The sequence below is a fragment of the Pontixanthobacter gangjinensis genome (genome assembly GCF_009827545.1).
Taxonomy (GTDB): domain Bacteria; phylum Pseudomonadota; class Alphaproteobacteria; order Sphingomonadales; family Sphingomonadaceae; genus Pontixanthobacter; species Pontixanthobacter gangjinensis.
In genome coordinates, this window is the sequence record NZ_WTYS01000001.1 from 541,552 (window position 1) to 556,607 (window position 15,056).

The following is a 15,056-nucleotide window of genomic DNA, read 5'->3' on the forward strand; positions in this document are numbered from 1 at the left end:
TTGCTAGCGACTTCCGGCCTGAACCGAGACTGAAGCTTCACCGCGTTCAGCGCCCGCTTGACCTTCCTGTGCAGCTAATTGCGATCTTTCAGCCAGCACTCTTGATGTGAAATCTGTGAGTGTGTCGGTGAAGCCGCGATCTCTGCGCCACGGGCTCGCCAGCGCCAAAATTGGAGCGTTGTGGTCCATATCAGCGAACATCGCGGTTTCCACTTTACCGCCGTTTTGGGTGATAGCACGGGCTAATGCCGTGGTGTTGCGCGGCTTGACCACCGTGTCTTTCTCGCCTTGGACCAGCAGCATCGACGGGGCGTCCGCGCGAGCGAAATTAATTGGTTGCGTCGTCAAAGGATCATTCGCCCCGCCAAATGCCAGCTTGGTCGAATCTGCAGTGAAAGGGTGGAAATCATAAGGGCCCGACAGGCCGATAATTCCCGCAATTGCCTCGGTGCCCAGCCCTTCGCGGCCCAGCCATTGCCGGTCGAGGCCCAGCATAGCGACATTATACGCGCCAGCCGAATGTCCAGATATGAAAATTGCCTCAGGATCGCCGCCAAATTTGGCAATATTGGCTGTCGTCCATGCGACTGCCTTCGCGCTGTCTTCCAGCATTGCGGGGAAGACACCGTCCGGGCCAAGCCGATATCCGGCCAGCACGACAACATAGCCTTCTGGCGCCAATCCGCGTGCAAGGAAGCCGTAATCGTCAATGTCGCCGCTGCGCCAGCCTCCACCATGGATGAAAAGGAAGACCGGCTTGGCCGCCGCAGTATCCGAACCAATGGCAGCAGCGCTGTAGACGGTCAGTTTCTGCTTGGCATGATCGCCCAGACTTTCCGTATGCACCAGCGAAACGTCGCGCGAACCGCCAGTGATACGGTCGACTGTATCAAGGACTTTGGGCCCGTTGCGTCCGATGGAATAATTGAGTGCCAGCGCCGCCGCGCCCAACAACACAATGACGATTAACAAAAGCCATCCCATTCGCCGCAATCCTCTTCGTCCTATCATCTAATCTGCCTTCAGTTTTGACTCGATTGTTTCGACGATGTGCGTTGCATCGCTGTCCTTGTCTAGCCCGGTAGCATTGAGGAACTCTTCGCCAGTCGAAAAATCGGGGCCGAGCCAAAGGGGCACTTCCGAGGCCTCGATATTTGCCTTGGCTAATGCCTCTTCGGGTGAAAATTGCTCGCCTGCGGTGCGGATAAAGATTGCTGCTATGCGATCAGGATAATCGGTCACGATGCCATTAAAGGCAGTAAGGTCACCCTGCGTATCATCACCAATAAGGGCGAATTGCATCGCTGGGTAGGTGGCAAGAATTTTCTCGATTGCGCGGCGTTTATGCGCGCCATGGCTTCCTGAACCAAATGTTTCGCGGTTCAGGCCCCAGTCGCGTAAAGCTATCGGGCCAAGCGGCAGACCGCGTACTTTCTTATAGGCCACGAGGTAGGAATAGAGGTTCCACGGGCTAGATGAAACGTAGAAGAAGGGCCGATCTGTTGGCGCCGGGTGCTCATCGGATGATCGCCTTAAGCCGGGCATTGGAGGAGCATTGCCGCCAAGCGCATTGTAGAAAATATCCGCGTCAGGAACTTGAGCCCTCTCCTCAGGCATTTGCGCGAGCACGCGCTTCCAATTTCGCAAGATTGCCCGGACATTGCCGGTAATGCCGGTTTCAATAATCGTATCGTCAATATCTGAAATCACGCCCAATTGGGTGCCTTCGCCGGGTGCGAGCACATGCCCGTTGACCGATTGTGATGAAGCGCCGTCATTCCAATGAAGCGAAACAGCTTCCCATGTGGGAGCTGGCGGGAATCGCCAGTCGTCCAACTCTATCTCGAACCGAACGAATCCTTCGGCGTCGGTAGTTGCTAAATGGCTATGTGCCGCCCCCTTTGGGCAGGTCAATTGCAGAGTAACAGGCAAGCCTGGCACCTCGTGCGAGACGAATTGGGAGATCATGGTACGCATTGCTTGTCTGCGGCCACCGGCGGCAAACTTGGCCTTCGCCGAGCGCAAAGCGCGGCCCGAGACATGGAGCGTGGTTTGGCTGCGATACCCGAAATAGGGCTCGACGCGGACCGGATGGTTGGAAAACGGGTATGGGGGCATTGCCCCGCGCTAGCGGTTGGCGGGGAAGCCGCAAAGTCTCAATTGATTGAAGAGACTAGAGGAGCACCTTGCGAGCGACCCTTTCCACCAACGGAATATCGTCCGAAACTTCGCCCAGCATAACAATTTCACCATTTTCAAGCCGTCGGATCAGCACAACACCGAATTCGGCACCTTGTGGGTTAATAGAATCGAGTGATTGCCCTTCCAGCTCCCGCAATTTCTTGGCGATGGATGCTCTTGGTGCGTCGGTCGGCTCGACCTGCTGGCCACTTTCTTCCTTACGGATACGGCGTTCGGTTTGAACAACGGCTTTGAGGCCGCCTTCGGCCTTCGACAGAAAGGCTGATAATTGACCGCGCTCGATGCCGACACGCTGTGCGTGGGAAAGAACTGAAGCGTATTCTGTCAACCGGGTTTTGTCATAGTCGGCCCCGAAAACGAGCTTAACCACAGGGGTCATCGGCGCCCGTTCCTGAATCGTCAGGCCATTTTCGGCGATAAGCTCCTCAAATTCCTCAGGAGATTCTTGCGCGGCGAGGCTGACATCATAAGCGCGGCCAACTGCTGCATAGAGGTTTGCGCGAGTGCGGTCTTCAGAGGTGCGTGCGGCCTGAGCCAATTCGCGCGCCTCGGCCAAGCAATCATGAAGCCCGGCTTCTGGATCCAATTCGGCTGACACCTCAATAATTGGTTCAATTTCAGTAGGCGCCTCGTCGGCGCTGGGCCCTGCTGCTGCGGCCCTCCGATTGTCTTCGACAATCTGATCGACCGATCTTAGCAGCGGGTTGCTGGGCAGATTCATTTCCCAATCGCCGTCCTCTGCAGAGAAATCCTGATCCTGATCTGCGGCGCTCGGTTTTGCCATGCCGCGGGGCTGGATTAGCGAGGCAAGGCGCGCAACGACAGCATTGTCATCATCTTCAATCGTCCCGGCTTCATATTCATCACCCTCGCATTCATCGTATTCGTATTCGTCTTCTTCGTCTTCTTCATTCTCGTCATATTCGGAATCATAATCGGCGGCGGCTTCGTTTGCTTCAGCAAGCTCGCCCGTCCCAAATGCGGGAGCAGGGAAGGCATCGTCGTTAGCGTCTTCAAGGTGGATGCTATCGCTTAACGGTATATCGGAAACTGGGTCGGGCAATGCTGTGCTCGGTCCATCCGCCCAATCTGTAACCGGGTCTGTTTCACGCGCCGAATCTTCCTCATCATCTTCGATGCCAGATTCAGCATCGGTGGCATCGAGAGCCTGGTCGATTTCAAGCAGCAGTTCATCTGTAGTGATCTGATCAGCCAGTTCTTTCCAGTTGATCACGCCATAGATAAAATCGATTGTTTCGCCATCGCTAGAATATGGCAGCAGGATTCCGCGATACGCAATAGTTGAAGATCGCTGATTCACGAATTCCGCCTCGAAGCCGATTGGGGCCTGATTCGCCAGAATTTGCATATAGTGATCGGTAATCCGGCTAAGCAAAGAACGGCTTGGCACATCGGAAAGCTGCGAAATTTCTACGTCTGTACCGCATTCGCCGGCCAATTCTTTACCCAAATAAAGGATCGCCGGATCTTCAATTCCAGAAGTGAAATCAAGCAAAACACTGTATGGGCCGAAATCGGGCAAGTCGGCAGGTTCAAGGTCTTCAATCGAGGGAAAATTGCGATCATCGAGCAAGCTCGCCCAATGATTGTAAGCGCGCACCTGCATCCGGCGCTCGTCCGAGCCAATCGCCGTGGGCGGCAATTCACGGGCCGTTTCATCATCGGCACCATCGAAGTCGTCATCGACGTCATAGCTGTCGGTCGATCCGAAATTTCCGCGTAGCGTATCCATGGCCCCAAAAGCCCCCTTGGTCTTAGTTCAAGGAGCCTTATGAGGCTGCGTGGTAAACAAGTTGTTAATGTAAACTGCCGAAATGGCGCCTAAAATGCCTGTTATCACTCGGCATTTGCGCTGTTTGTTCGCGACGTCACGACATTCGAATCATGCCTTGGCTAAAGCATATATCGCATACGAATGGTTTGGGTCTGATCGGTGGCAGTGACGTCAAAAGCAGCGGCACTGAATTTCGGCGGCCCCATGCTAACCTTGGCGTCACGCGAAAATCCGTAGCCTTCTGTCGGCATCATCATCAGCGCGCGGTCGGCTTTGCCATTGTTGTTTTCGTCATGCAGCAAGGCAATTGCATAGCGGCCAGGTTTTACGCCTTTAAAAGTCAGCGTGACGCTGGATTGGGCGGAGACCACGACACTATATGCATTCACATCGCCCCGGCATTTGGGAAATTGCTTGGGATTGGTAGTCATACATGCCCGAACCACGCCGTTACTGTTCCGCAAATCGTTGACAGTCACTTTGACTGAACCCGTGTCGCGCGGTGTGTTGCCTGCTAGCAGGAGAGTTGCGCTGCCCAGCAGGCCTATCGCGCAAATGCGTCCGAGATGCCCTTGTCGGTCCCGCATATGCGATCCCAGAATCGGAAATACAGTCCGTAATTGCATGTGTAAGCCTCGTGATGCCGCTGGTGATGGCTGGCGGTTATCAGCCAGCCCCCCAACCGGGAATGAACAAGGGTGCGGGGAAACATTTCCCACCCCATGTGGTTAGTAACCCCCATGAGCGTCATAATCGCGAGGACCAAGCCCAACATCGCGACATGGATAGGAATCACAAACACCAATGCCGGAATAACAATCGCTCCAGTTAATGCCTCTATCGGATGGAAGCTCATTGCTGCCCAAGCCGTTGGCGGGCGGCTGGCATGATGGACAGCATGTGCGATACGGAACAGTTTTGGCCGGTGCATCCAGCGATGCGTCCAGTAAAACCACGTGTCATGCGCGAATAAGAACGCAAACAGCGACAATGGCAAATACCACAGCGGATAATCAGAGAAGTCGCTGTAGATCAGCGTCCAGCCCCGATTCTGCCACCCCCAAGCAATGATGCCGGCGGGAATGCCATAAACAGCTGCCGAAGCGAGCGACCAAAATATCTCTTTGCGAATTTGTGTATCAAGCGTTGCATAAAGGCCGGGGCGCACATGCTTGGTTGCCCATGCGAATCCCCCGCTGGTGACCAGATAGCGGACAGCAACAATTGCGGTCATCGCGGCAGCTGAGATTAGCACTGAGGTCAATAATGGGCCGGTCATAGAAAGCCTTATGCCGCAGTCGTGATGCTAACGACAGAGGCTATTTCTCAGCTTTCTCGACGCGCCAATCCATCGGGGTCAATTGCTAATGCCTGACGGCGCAGGGCAGCGCGAGCCAGACGCTCCACTTCTACTTTCCGCCTAGCAGCGGCTAAAGGTCGTGTGGGTGCAGGACGGATTATCTCGGCATCATACCCATCTGCAACAACCACGCCGCAGCAATCTGGCAGAAAGCCTTCTCCATTCAGCGGGCTGCCATCCAATTCAGGGGGAATGCCCCAATAAAAGCGGTCGCAATAATCGAGGTAGTCGGGCCATTTGCTATCACCCAACAAATCCGCACGGCTGACTTTGATTTCAACAATAATGATTTGCCCCTTGGGATCGATTCCCATCAGATCTGCGCGGCGATTATTCCGCAAAGGCATTTCGGGCAGGCACCAGATATCATTGCGACCAAATAGCCGCATGATCCCGCGTGCGACTTGTACAGCGCTGGAGGATGGAGTCACTGAAGCGAGCGCGATAGTCTGTTCGGCCATCGGCAAGCATTGGAACATAGCAAGAACTTGGTCAAGCTCATATCTAGGGACTTTGGTAGTTTAAGCTACGCTGATCGCCTCGGGCCCATTGCCCCCTGTTCCGGAAGCAATCCGAGAACTGCTTCACGAGCAGCATGATATTCACGCCATAAAGTCAAGGCAGGAGAGGTCGCATCCTGGCCCCGCGCATTGGTTGCCAGCAACGCAGCCAACCCTGGTTGCATCATCGCCGCGATATCACCAACATGATTTTTTGCGAGTTCCTGCCGCCACCCCTCAGCATCCTTTATCAGCGCCGGAAAATTGCGGATGTTCTGAGCGGCCTGTTCCGGCTCAAGCCCGGCCAGCATCGCAACAGCGGCTGCAGCATCCTGCACAGCGGCCCATTGGCGGCTAAGCTGATTGCTCTCCTGCCTTGCAGGGTCAGCACCTATGCGGGGGCGTGATTCGGGGAAGCGGGGTTCCATAGAGCCTGCGCTACAGCCCAACCGCTTGCTAAATCGCTAATGAATCCAAAAAATCAATTGGTGTTTGAGTGTTGGCCTAGGTCTGCAGCCAGGTCTCGGGTCCATAATCGAACGCGGCGGCAACCCCCTCGGTTACTCTTCGGATGCGCGATACTTCGCCGGGGTGCAGCCGTCCCCGCCACTTATTTAAGGCAAGCAAGCCATCGCGGCGTATATAGGATCCGCCTTTGTCAAAATCAGCGGGACCTGAAGTGAAATTTTCCGTGATAAACTGATCGATATCGTCGCTGCGCGTTGCTCCCGAAAAGGCCAATAGCCGGTTCACCGCCACATCAGTTGTCTGCACAATCTCGTCCTGCCGCACGATGCAGGTCAAATCGTTGCCCGAAAGATAACGATCCGCGAAACCATACAGCACACGCCATAGTAATGCTGCTTGATCGATCAGATCCCCTGAAGACTTGGCCATCATTCCGATGGCTTCTGCTTCATCGGGCATTGCTTCTAGCACTTGCGGCTGGAGCAAATTTGCGAAATCGAAGCCGTTGCCAGCTCTGATAAAGCTCTCGGCAAACGCGCATGGATGCCTGACTGTCAGGACAACGCGAATCTTGGCCAAGCGCTGCAAATCGCGCGCTGAAAACAGCAGGAAGGGGTCTTTGATAATTGCGGGTTTCGGAGCGAGTATCATCGGCAATTTACGCTGAACATAGCGCGCGACTTGCAATGCATGCTCCGCTGACCGCACCCGGCCTGCGCGTCTCAATACTTCTCGCGAAATTCCCTTGCTCTGCATCGATAACAGCAAGAATTCACCCAGCGCGGGACTGCGCGCCTCATCATAGAATTCATACCAGTGTGTCGGTGCCAACGAATCATAGCTAAGCGTGGGCTGGGCATTTGTCGGCTCGTGCAGCAGGTGGAATTGGGGTGCCGAAGCCAACAAGCGCCCAATAAGTGTCGTCATCGAATAATGGCTGCCGGTCACGATGACCGAGGATCGCAGCAAGTCACTTTGCAGAATGTCGGCAGCCATGGCCAACTCTATGCAGCCATCGATTACCCCGCAAGCACTACGTTTTGCCCTAGCAAGCCGCGACCCCCTTTGCTAAGCGCCGCCCCGCAACTGCATCAGCACCCGTAGCTCAGCTGGATAGAGCGCTGCCCTCCGAAGGCAGAGGCCAGAGGTTCGAATCCTCTCGGGTGCACCATAATTTCAATGACTTAGTTTGAGTGTTTAGGTTGCATACGTAATGCGTATGGAAAACTACGGTATGAATCTAACATGGAGCTGCGCGCCTAATTTTTGTAGGTTCGCGCATGGTTGGCGAATTGCTCGGTTCCGACTTGTTCCATGGTTTATTCGAGTTCTGCGGCAAACATCTCACCGAATGACCTGTGTGCCGAAGTCGCTTTCAGAAACTGTCATTGTCATCAAAAGCCAACGAAAGTTTAGCTGCCCTTGGCGCTAATGGATCGTCACTCGCCGCCAGTTTCTTCACCCGCGTCCGCGCATCATCGAAATTGACGAAGCTTTCGACGTTTTGACGCGTCAAAACCGAGCGGGTGCCTCGATCGCTGCTGTTGCGAACACTCGTCATCTTTTCGAGAGCTTCAACCAGCCCCTCAGACGTCCTAGCATATTCTTCAATTAGCGCTCTGGGTGAGTCTTCGTCACCAGCCTGTCGCCAAGCGAAGAGAAGATCGATTGGGCGGGATGTCGCGAGAAGCTCTTCTGCGCTCATTGCATTGAAGCGTGCTAGCATGGCTTTGAAGATTAAGTCTAGCTCGGCAGCAGTGAATATCCATTCACTCTCTGGTTTCCGTCTGGTTCCATAGCGACCATGGAAGAAAGTTTCTCGGCGCATCACTGACGTCAACCATCCAATAGCTTCGCCTTCCTCGAACATCGTTTTGACAGTGTTGTTGCGATCGGCTGGATCAACACGCCCAATGCCGACTTGGGTCGTAGCTTCTGCGCGGTCCCACAGTGTTGTTACCCAATCCAAAGCCATCGGCCTAACCTCATGCGCTTTGTCCATGTAGTTCGAGAAAGCGATCAGGAGAGGTTTACAATGTTCGCCAGTTAACCGCTCAGGATCGGCTCCCTTGAGGCGCTCCAAAAGTAAGTCTGCTTTTCCAAAGCCTGCATGTAACTCGACATCATGCAGCCGAAGTAGTGTTTTTCCGATATCGCTTGCCCCAACCTTCGCTGCCTCCCAAAATTCATCCACATCGCCCTGAGTCAAAGCGTGTTTGGGTCCGGTCAGAGCGAAATATAGTCGGTAGTGATCTGGACTGGCTAGACGGCGAGCATGGATCGCAGCATTCCGATCCGCCTCGTCAACGAGCTGGTAAAGATTGAAACTACCTCCCTCTTCATTGTAGTCGCAGTCTGCACCAGGTAGCGGCTCGGAAAAATAGTAACGGTAAGTGAGGTCAGAAAAATGGCCTGATGGGACCGTAGCTAGCAACGCAGAATGCTGAGCTACTTTTTCCACCTTATCCACTCGGACGGTCCCCAAGCTCATTATCGCGTTTGTCGCGCAATATTGTTCAATCCAGCGATACAGTTCAGGATTGCCGTCCCTGATGAGCTGCAACCACACGAGGTCTGCCAAGTCGCCACCGACTGCTTCAATTGGCGGCCAGAAGAAACGTAAGGAATCAAGAACTCTGTTGACCGAACGAGGCGTATTGAGCCGCCGTCCCCCTTCGAAGTCGATAACGCCTTTCAACCGGGAAAGCTCATCCTCGTTCTTTGTGAAAGCAAATCGACGCAGCTCATCGCTGAACCACTGCCGAAGGCGAAACGCCTCCGGCATCGGCACCATCACAGTTAGCTGGATGATCTTCTCGAGAAACCCTCGCCCGTCTTCGACCCCCGCGGCATGCTGAATACTCTTTGCAAGCACTTCACCGTCGAAGCAAAGCAGGTAAGTGACGTTTGGAAAGTCCGCGACCGATCTTGCAAGCCGGAGGACTTCGATCGCCTCTGCTGGTTCCAGCCGATCGACATCATCGATAGTAACTATGAAGCGATGATTCAGCTCTTCAAGCGCCTTTACTAACTTGCCCTTTAGTTCGCTGAGGGGAGGCTCAGGCGGTTTAGCACTGACAGCGTTGCCGATAGCCGTCACGCCCTTCCCAAACCATTTGATAGGCGTGAACGCCGTTGCATCGCCAACAAGCTCAATCGCTGCACCAGTCCGGCCCAGCCCGCTCACGAACTTTCGCAGCGCTTCCGCCGCAGTCTTTGCCTTCTGCTTTGAGACGCCTGTTGCATCACCAGCTGCAAGCTCGACGCGGTTCATTTCGTCTGACAGCGCAGCAAAGAGGCTCGCGAGCAACGTATCTCGGTTGCCAATGACCCAAGGGCGGAAATTGATTATCGAAGGCTTGCGTTCGGCTGGCAGCTCCTTCAATTCCATTTCAATCAAATGAAGCAGACTGGATTTGCCCGACCCCCATTTCCCATCAACACCAACAACGAGCCCTTTGTCAGAGGCATGATCCACTAGGGAAGTGGCGAGTCGTGCTGCTACATCGGCAAACCCTAATCGGTCATTGCCCCCCGCCTCTAAGGGCCGATCTCCTGAAATAGCTGCGCCGCTCATCGCTTTCTCCATGAAGTCCGTTGGTTCTAACGTGTCTTCTCAACTATTTGCTTTCCCACTCGTCCATTTTGTCCCCGATATGATTACGTCAGTTTCTGAGATCGGCCTATCTTCACCTAACCACCTCAAATGGCCAACTGAAATGAGTGTATAGGAAAGGCGGGCTGCCCTCTCGGTCAGTTTCTCTCGCGTATATTCGCCATCTTAGTCCAGAGCTTCTCGTTTCCATCGGATGTCTAAATACCTGCCCCTTAAAAGCGTAATGAGTTGTCGCTCAGCTTCGAATCCAGCATCAGTGTTTTGCTCAAGAAAGATTCTGACGAACAAACTGACAATCTCAGGGCGTTCATTCCATCCGCTGACCGTTTGATGAAGCCATCGAAGCCAATCCGTCATTGTTGAGGAGGGTTTTTCCACTAGTGCGCCAAGTAGTGTCGGGTCAGGTGGACTAACTTGATGACGCCAAACTGCGGCAAGCAAATCGTGCGCATCTTGGATTGTTCGATGATCTACCGGGCGATCTTCTTCCCACTCGCTTTCCCACAAGCTGATACCCACGATTGTGCAAGCGGAGAGGTAATGACTGCGACAACCAGTATAAATGATCCTTAGCGCTTCGTTGTAAGAGTCATGCTGCTCGCGAGCGAGTGAGAGATCGTCCCCCTCAAATTGGTCGCAAATTATCATTGAGGCACGATGCGGGCTTGACTGGGATCGTATCGGTAATTGGTAATCGAGCCATCACGGATGCGTTCGACAGCTTCATCGATAGCGGTCAGCGGCACAAGGAACCACTCGCGGGGTTTGATTACCGTCCCGAAACGATCTGGGATTTCAAGATCGAGTTGTGCTGCTCCGAACACCCTATGGATCAGCTTTTCGAGCTTCGTGCGGTTGATGTTGAATAGCTGATATTGGGCGACGATCTCGACATTCGCCATGAGGAAGGTTGGTTGAAGATGCGCTCCTGCAATGCGCTTCTCGACTTTCATATTAGTAACGCCAATCTTGTGCACCAGTTCACGATGCTCGGCGACGACCGGATGATCAGATTTGCTGCGCAGGACATATATGATCCCGCTGGCCTCATCGCCTTCCTCGGCGTGACCTGAAAATAGCGGACCAGCCTCGGGCTCCGTGATGCGACGACCAGCATCGTCCTTGTTTAGCGCCCGCTGCAACGACCGCATGAGCATCTTGCTCTGCGTGCCATTGTCGAAGATCACGCGAAGGCGGGCATCCGAGCGCCCCTGATCATTCGTGAAAATCTCGTCCATTTCGGCAACGAAGGCCGTCTGCCCGCCAACTATGAAGAACGCGCCGGGACGAATCTCAGCCTTCACTTCGAACGGTCTCGTTTCCCGCGCACCTGACTCAAGCTCACGCTGGACCTGCTCGAACAGCGGTTCGAACTTTGCGAAGTCTTCGCATTTCTCGCGATTGGCTACTTCCTCAGCGGCGCGACGCTCTTCTGCTGTGGGCACATGGCGAAGCACCCGAATATCGTCCCCGCCCGCAGGCTCGATGCCAAGCTCGGCCAACAAGGAATCGTCATCAATCTCGTCAGCCTGCACAGCGTCATTGTCCCGAGTCCCCACGAGCAAGCCATGCTTGTCCATCCCGGCGAGAAGCTGACGGCAGTCTTCAAGTTCACGGAGCCGATCAAGGCGCACTGCATAGAGGCGTTCGAAAATGTCCCGATCCTCGCCATGCTGCGGCGCGCGTCCGTGCTCTTCGAAGAACCGGACAATATCCTCCAAACCGGCGATGATCCGCTCTTCGCGCGGCGTATAAGTGCGTGCCTTCTGCTGCTCGGCCTCAACGCCGAGTTCAGCAAGCAGTTCGTCGTCAGATAATTCAGCCATTGGACGCCTGTGCACGGTAACGAGCGAAGGCTGCAACCCCTTCGGCCATCCGCTTTTCCCAAGCGTCTTGGGAGGTGATCTCGGGCAGGCGACCGCGCTCCTTCTTGAATCGCAATGCGCGCTCGGCAAGATCGCGTGCCTCTTCGGGCAAAATCTTGACCTTCTTGGCCGAGATCACCGACTGGACCTGCTTGAGCACGGCTTCATTCATGGATTTAGCCAACACCGCATAGGCAGCCTCGAAAGGGTTGATGCTGTCGATGAGGTCGATGTCGAGATCGCGGACATCCATTGCGAACTTGCGCACCCCGTCGATCAGAGCCGTGTTCACCTTCTCGTCGTCACCCTTGCCAACATCGAGACCGCTGGCGATCTCCTTTGCCTTCTGGGTGAGGTTGAGCGCGGCAATCGCATGCTGGCGAACAGACTCCTGATCTTCTCCGCTCAACTCTGGGTATCGATCGCGCACGATCTTGCCCATTTTCAATTGAGTCAGTTCCTGCGGGACCGTCTCCTCGTTGAACATGCCCTGCTCAAGGTTGTTCTTATCCTGCACGAACTGCGTGATCACCTCGTTGAGGTCTTCCTTGCAGATACGCTGTGCCTCGTCGCTCTTAGGCTCGACCAATCCCTTAATCTCGAAGTGAAGTTGGCCGGTAGCCTCGCGCACACCCACATTCGTCTCGCCCTCCCTATAGCCTCCCGGACCGTAATCGAAGTCTTCGATAGGTCCGGTATCCTTCGGAGTGAAGGTGAAACGCGGCGCGAGCACCTGCTCCATGAGCAGGCTGGCTGCGATGGCTTTTAGCGTATCGTTGATCGCCCCGACCACTGCTGCTTCCGATGCATCGGGCTCAGCGATCAGGTTGGTGAAAGTGGCGCTTTCCTTTCCGGGAGCATCGCGGGTTGCGCGTCCAATTATCTGGATGATCTCGGTAAGGCTAGAACGGTAACCGACCGTCAGGGCGTGTTCGCACCAAATCCAATCGAAGCCTTCCTTCGCCATGCCGAGCGCGATGATAATATCGACATGATCGCGGTCGTTCTTGTGCGCCGGGTCTTTAAGGGCGTTCAGCACTGTGCTGCGCTTTGATCCGTCACTGTCATCAACAAGATCAGCGATCTTGACCACACGGCCATCAGGCATCTTCACATGATGGAACCCGGTTTGGGGATCGGCGAATTGCCATTCCCCCAGATAATCCATGATCTCGTTTACTTCTTTGATTTTATCCTTCGTGCTTTCGCGCGAATTGACCGAGGGAATGTGGACGATGGTCTTCTTGGACGGATCAAGGACGGCCTCGATCGCGGTGAGGTAGCGACCGGTGTAGAAGAAATAGCCGATGTTGAGCGCCTTGAGGTGCTCGTAGCCGTTCAACTGCTCGTAGTAGGTGTAGGTGACCGGTTCGAACTTGTTCTCATCCTCGGGGGTGAGAACCGGCACTGCATCGCCCCGGAAGTAGCTTCCGGTCATCGCGACGATATGCGCTTTATCGCGGCGAATGAACTCGGCCAGATGGCTCCCAAGCCGGTTGTCCTCGCTCGCCGACACATGGTGGAACTCGTCCACGGCGATCAGCCGATTATCGAATGCCTCAACGCCAAGCTGCTCGACTGCGAAACGGAAAGTCGCGTGGGTGCAGACAAGAACTTTGTCGCCGCTGGCGAGGAACTGGCCAACAGCTTTGATCTTGGAAGGATCAACCCTCTCTTCATCTACCCCCGGCGCATTGCACAGGTTCCACTGCGGCTTCACCACCCAATCCGACCAGAAGCCGAAAGTGCTGAGCGGCTCATCCATGAAGGAACCGCCGATCGACTTCTCAGGCACGACGATGATCGCCTGTCTTAGGCCCTGATTGTGCAACTTATCGAGCGCGATGAACATCAGCGCACGGGATTTGCCTGAGGCCGGTGGTGACTTGATCAGCAAATACTGCTCGCCGCGCTTGGCGTAGGCGCGCTCCTGCATCGGGCGCATGCCCATCTCGTTCGACTTGGTGGACGCACCAGTGCGAGCGGTCTGGAAGGAGACGGCAGGGATGGGTTTTGAAGTGGTCATGGTTTCCAGTTCTCAGCAGCTTTAACTGCTGCTTGCCAAGCGCGTTTGATCGATGGTTGGTCAGCGAGAAAGAATTCACCGCCGAGTGACTTTCCTTCCTGACAGAGCAAGTCCTTCATCGCATTCTCCCCCGCTATGGCGTGGTTCGAGGAAGGGAATGGATCACGCTTCTCGGCATAGGTTGAGTTTTCGATGTGCCATCCGAACGCGCATGCAGGTAGGGCCTTATTATGAGCGGCGCGCCGGGTTTGGGGGCTAACGGAGAATCCAACTTTCACGATCGAGCGGCCCTGAGCCCCATATCCAAGGAAGCTATCCTCATCGCCATGCAGACGAAGGATGTAGAGGTGCTTCGGCCCTTCGGCTTCGCGAACCATGTATCCTGACTGCGAAACTGGTCCCGGCCTGCTCGGCTTGAGCACAGTTTCTGCCGGCCCCGGCATCAAAGCTTCGACTGGCAGTCCGCCATATATGTCGGTTTCGAAGATTGGGAGCTTCAGGAAGCGTTGAGCTTCCTGAAAAGTGATCTGCATGCCGTATGCACCAATCGCCGTCCCGTTTTTCCCTCCATTGTGTGTCTCTGGAAAGATGTCTCGAACGAAAGGCCTTTCCTCCAGGGGAATTTTCCAAGCCCGGATTGCTTTGAGCCCATGAATCCATCCGTTTACGCGATCAGGATCGTTTCGTTCTTCTTCATGGCGGGCAGGAGCCAGATAGTCCCACTTGGTGCCGTGGATGTGTGTCTGCTGCTGCATCCCAAGCACTCGCAATCGCTCGCTTGGATCGGGCGCTTTGGATGTGCCTGCGACAATAAGCAGAGCACCCGGCTTGCTTTCCCGAACGAATTTATCTCGCGCGAATGCTTCGGTGAAGCCAAGGAAGCCCCAATTTTCTGGCGTGAACCCGTGGAAGCTTTTGAGGAAGACCTGCGGCGGATCGGTTTTGAATGCTGCTTCAACATTCAATATGGGGTTGAGCGCTTGACCATCTGCGTGGGCCTTCACGAATGAATCGACGCTCCCATAGGTTTGCACGACCTTTGTCGGAGCAATCTGGCTGATCACACGTCCGTTCGTGGTCCAGCCATGCGCTTCGAACATCGCATCAAGGCCGCCATATTCATCACGCGCAATCTGATTGATCGCTTGCTTATCCCACCCCGGTTGACGGCTTTCTTGTTTCATTCAGTTCAATCTTCCATCACTCTTTGTCGAAGGCGTTTTC

General features: G+C 54.7%; 12 protein-coding genes and 1 tRNA gene. 1 reads left to right on the plus strand and 12 read right to left on the minus strand.

Features of this window, described 5'->3' with window-relative positions; genetic code table 11:
* Positions 1 to 3: 3 nt before the first annotated feature.
* From GRI36_RS02655 to GRI36_RS02690, 8 genes are all read right to left on the minus strand, one after another.
* Positions 4 to 984, minus strand: a complete 981-nt coding sequence (locus GRI36_RS02655) for an alpha/beta hydrolase (protein ID WP_160597059.1) — start codon at positions 982 to 984, stop codon at positions 4 to 6.
* 27 nt (positions 985 to 1,011) lie between these two features.
* A complete protein-coding gene (locus GRI36_RS02660) occupies positions 1,012 to 2,118 on the minus strand; it encodes an App1 family protein (RefSeq protein ID WP_160597060.1) in 1,107 nt (368 codons plus the stop codon).
* A 55-nt stretch (positions 2,119 to 2,173) separates the two neighbouring features.
* Complete coding sequence (locus tag GRI36_RS14070) at positions 2,174 to 3,955, minus strand: PAS domain-containing protein (RefSeq protein WP_160597061.1); 1,782 nt, start codon at positions 3,953 to 3,955, stop codon at positions 2,174 to 2,176.
* A 161-nt stretch (positions 3,956 to 4,116) separates the two neighbouring features.
* Positions 4,117 to 4,584 carry a DUF2141 domain-containing protein gene (locus GRI36_RS02670; RefSeq protein ID WP_160597062.1) on the minus strand — a complete coding sequence of 156 codons (468 nt, stop codon included), beginning with the start codon at positions 4,582 to 4,584 and terminating at the stop codon, positions 4,117 to 4,119.
* Positions 4,542 to 5,276 (minus strand): sterol desaturase family protein, encoded by a 735-nt coding sequence (locus GRI36_RS02675; protein ID WP_160597063.1) that lies wholly within the window; start codon positions 5,274 to 5,276, stop codon positions 4,542 to 4,544. The genes GRI36_RS02670 and GRI36_RS02675 overlap by 43 nt, the downstream gene beginning before the upstream one ends.
* A gap of 47 nt (positions 5,277 to 5,323) precedes the next feature.
* Complete coding sequence (locus GRI36_RS02680; RefSeq protein WP_202392101.1) at positions 5,324 to 5,818, minus strand: MmcB family DNA repair protein; 495 nt, start codon at positions 5,816 to 5,818, stop codon at positions 5,324 to 5,326.
* A 65-nt stretch (positions 5,819 to 5,883) separates the two neighbouring features.
* Positions 5,884 to 6,285 carry a hypothetical protein gene (locus GRI36_RS02685; RefSeq protein WP_202392102.1) on the minus strand — a complete coding sequence of 134 codons (402 nt, stop codon included), beginning with the start codon at positions 6,283 to 6,285 and terminating at the stop codon, positions 5,884 to 5,886.
* Positions 6,286 to 6,361: 76 nt separating this feature from the next.
* A complete protein-coding gene (locus GRI36_RS02690; protein ID WP_160597065.1) occupies positions 6,362 to 7,321 on the minus strand; it encodes a hypothetical protein in 960 nt (319 codons plus the stop codon).
* Between the two features lie 98 nt (positions 7,322 to 7,419).
* On the opposite strand from GRI36_RS02690, the gene GRI36_RS02695 reads away from it, so the two are divergent.
* Positions 7,420 to 7,496, plus strand: a tRNA-Arg gene (locus GRI36_RS02695).
* Positions 7,497 to 7,700: 204 nt separating this feature from the next.
* Here GRI36_RS02695 and GRI36_RS02700 read toward each other — a convergent pair.
* The 4 genes from GRI36_RS02700 to GRI36_RS02715 all read right to left on the minus strand — a co-directional run bounded on the left by GRI36_RS02700 (position 7,701) and on the right by GRI36_RS02715 (position 15,016).
* On the minus strand, positions 7,701 to 9,902 hold the full coding sequence (locus GRI36_RS02700) for a KAP family P-loop NTPase fold protein (RefSeq protein ID WP_160597066.1): 2,202 nt from the start codon (positions 9,900 to 9,902) through the stop codon (positions 7,701 to 7,703).
* A 683-nt stretch (positions 9,903 to 10,585) separates the two neighbouring features.
* A complete protein-coding gene (locus GRI36_RS02705; RefSeq protein ID WP_160597067.1) occupies positions 10,586 to 11,767 on the minus strand; it encodes a GIY-YIG nuclease family protein in 1,182 nt (393 codons plus the stop codon).
* Positions 11,760 to 13,832 (minus strand): DEAD/DEAH box helicase, encoded by a 2,073-nt coding sequence (locus GRI36_RS02710; RefSeq protein WP_160597068.1) that lies wholly within the window; start codon positions 13,830 to 13,832, stop codon positions 11,760 to 11,762. Before GRI36_RS02710 ends, GRI36_RS02705 begins: the two co-directional genes overlap by 8 nt.
* Positions 13,829 to 15,016, minus strand: a complete 1,188-nt coding sequence (locus GRI36_RS02715; protein WP_160597069.1) for a hypothetical protein — start codon at positions 15,014 to 15,016, stop codon at positions 13,829 to 13,831. Before GRI36_RS02715 ends, GRI36_RS02710 begins: the two co-directional genes overlap by 4 nt.
* Positions 15,017 to 15,056 lie beyond the last annotated feature (40 nt).

Excerpts from the sequence above, each read along its gene's own strand:
- GRI36_RS02655 (WP_160597059.1), bottom strand. The coding sequence starts at position 984 with ATGGGATGGCTTTTGTTAATCGTCATTGTGTTGTTGGGCGCGGCGGCG.
- GRI36_RS02660 (WP_160597060.1), bottom strand. The coding sequence starts at position 2,118 with ATGCCCCCATACCCGTTTTCCAACCATCCGGTCCGCGTCGAGCCCTAT.
- GRI36_RS14070 (WP_160597061.1), bottom strand. The coding sequence starts at position 3,955 with ATGGATACGCTACGCGGAAATTTCGGATCGACCGACAGCTATGACGTC.
- GRI36_RS02670 (WP_160597062.1), bottom strand. The coding sequence starts at position 4,584 with ATGCGGGACCGACAAGGGCATCTCGGACGCATTTGCGCGATAGGCCTG.
- GRI36_RS02675 (WP_160597063.1), bottom strand. The coding sequence starts at position 5,276 with ATGACCGGCCCATTATTGACCTCAGTGCTAATCTCAGCTGCCGCGATG.
- GRI36_RS02680 (WP_202392101.1), bottom strand. The coding sequence starts at position 5,818 with ATGGCCGAACAGACTATCGCGCTCGCTTCAGTGACTCCATCCTCCAGC.
- GRI36_RS02685 (WP_202392102.1), bottom strand. The coding sequence starts at position 6,285 with ATGGAACCCCGCTTCCCCGAATCACGCCCCCGCATAGGTGCTGACCCT.
- GRI36_RS02690 (WP_160597065.1), bottom strand. The coding sequence starts at position 7,321 with ATGGCTGCCGACATTCTGCAAAGTGACTTGCTGCGATCCTCGGTCATC.
- GRI36_RS02700 (WP_160597066.1), bottom strand. The coding sequence starts at position 9,902 with ATGAGCGGCGCAGCTATTTCAGGAGATCGGCCCTTAGAGGCGGGGGGC.
- GRI36_RS02705 (WP_160597067.1), bottom strand. The coding sequence starts at position 11,767 with ATGGCTGAATTATCTGACGACGAACTGCTTGCTGAACTCGGCGTTGAG.
- GRI36_RS02710 (WP_160597068.1), bottom strand. The coding sequence starts at position 13,832 with ATGACCACTTCAAAACCCATCCCTGCCGTCTCCTTCCAGACCGCTCGC.
- GRI36_RS02715 (WP_160597069.1), bottom strand. The coding sequence starts at position 15,016 with ATGAAACAAGAAAGCCGTCAACCGGGGTGGGATAAGCAAGCGATCAAT.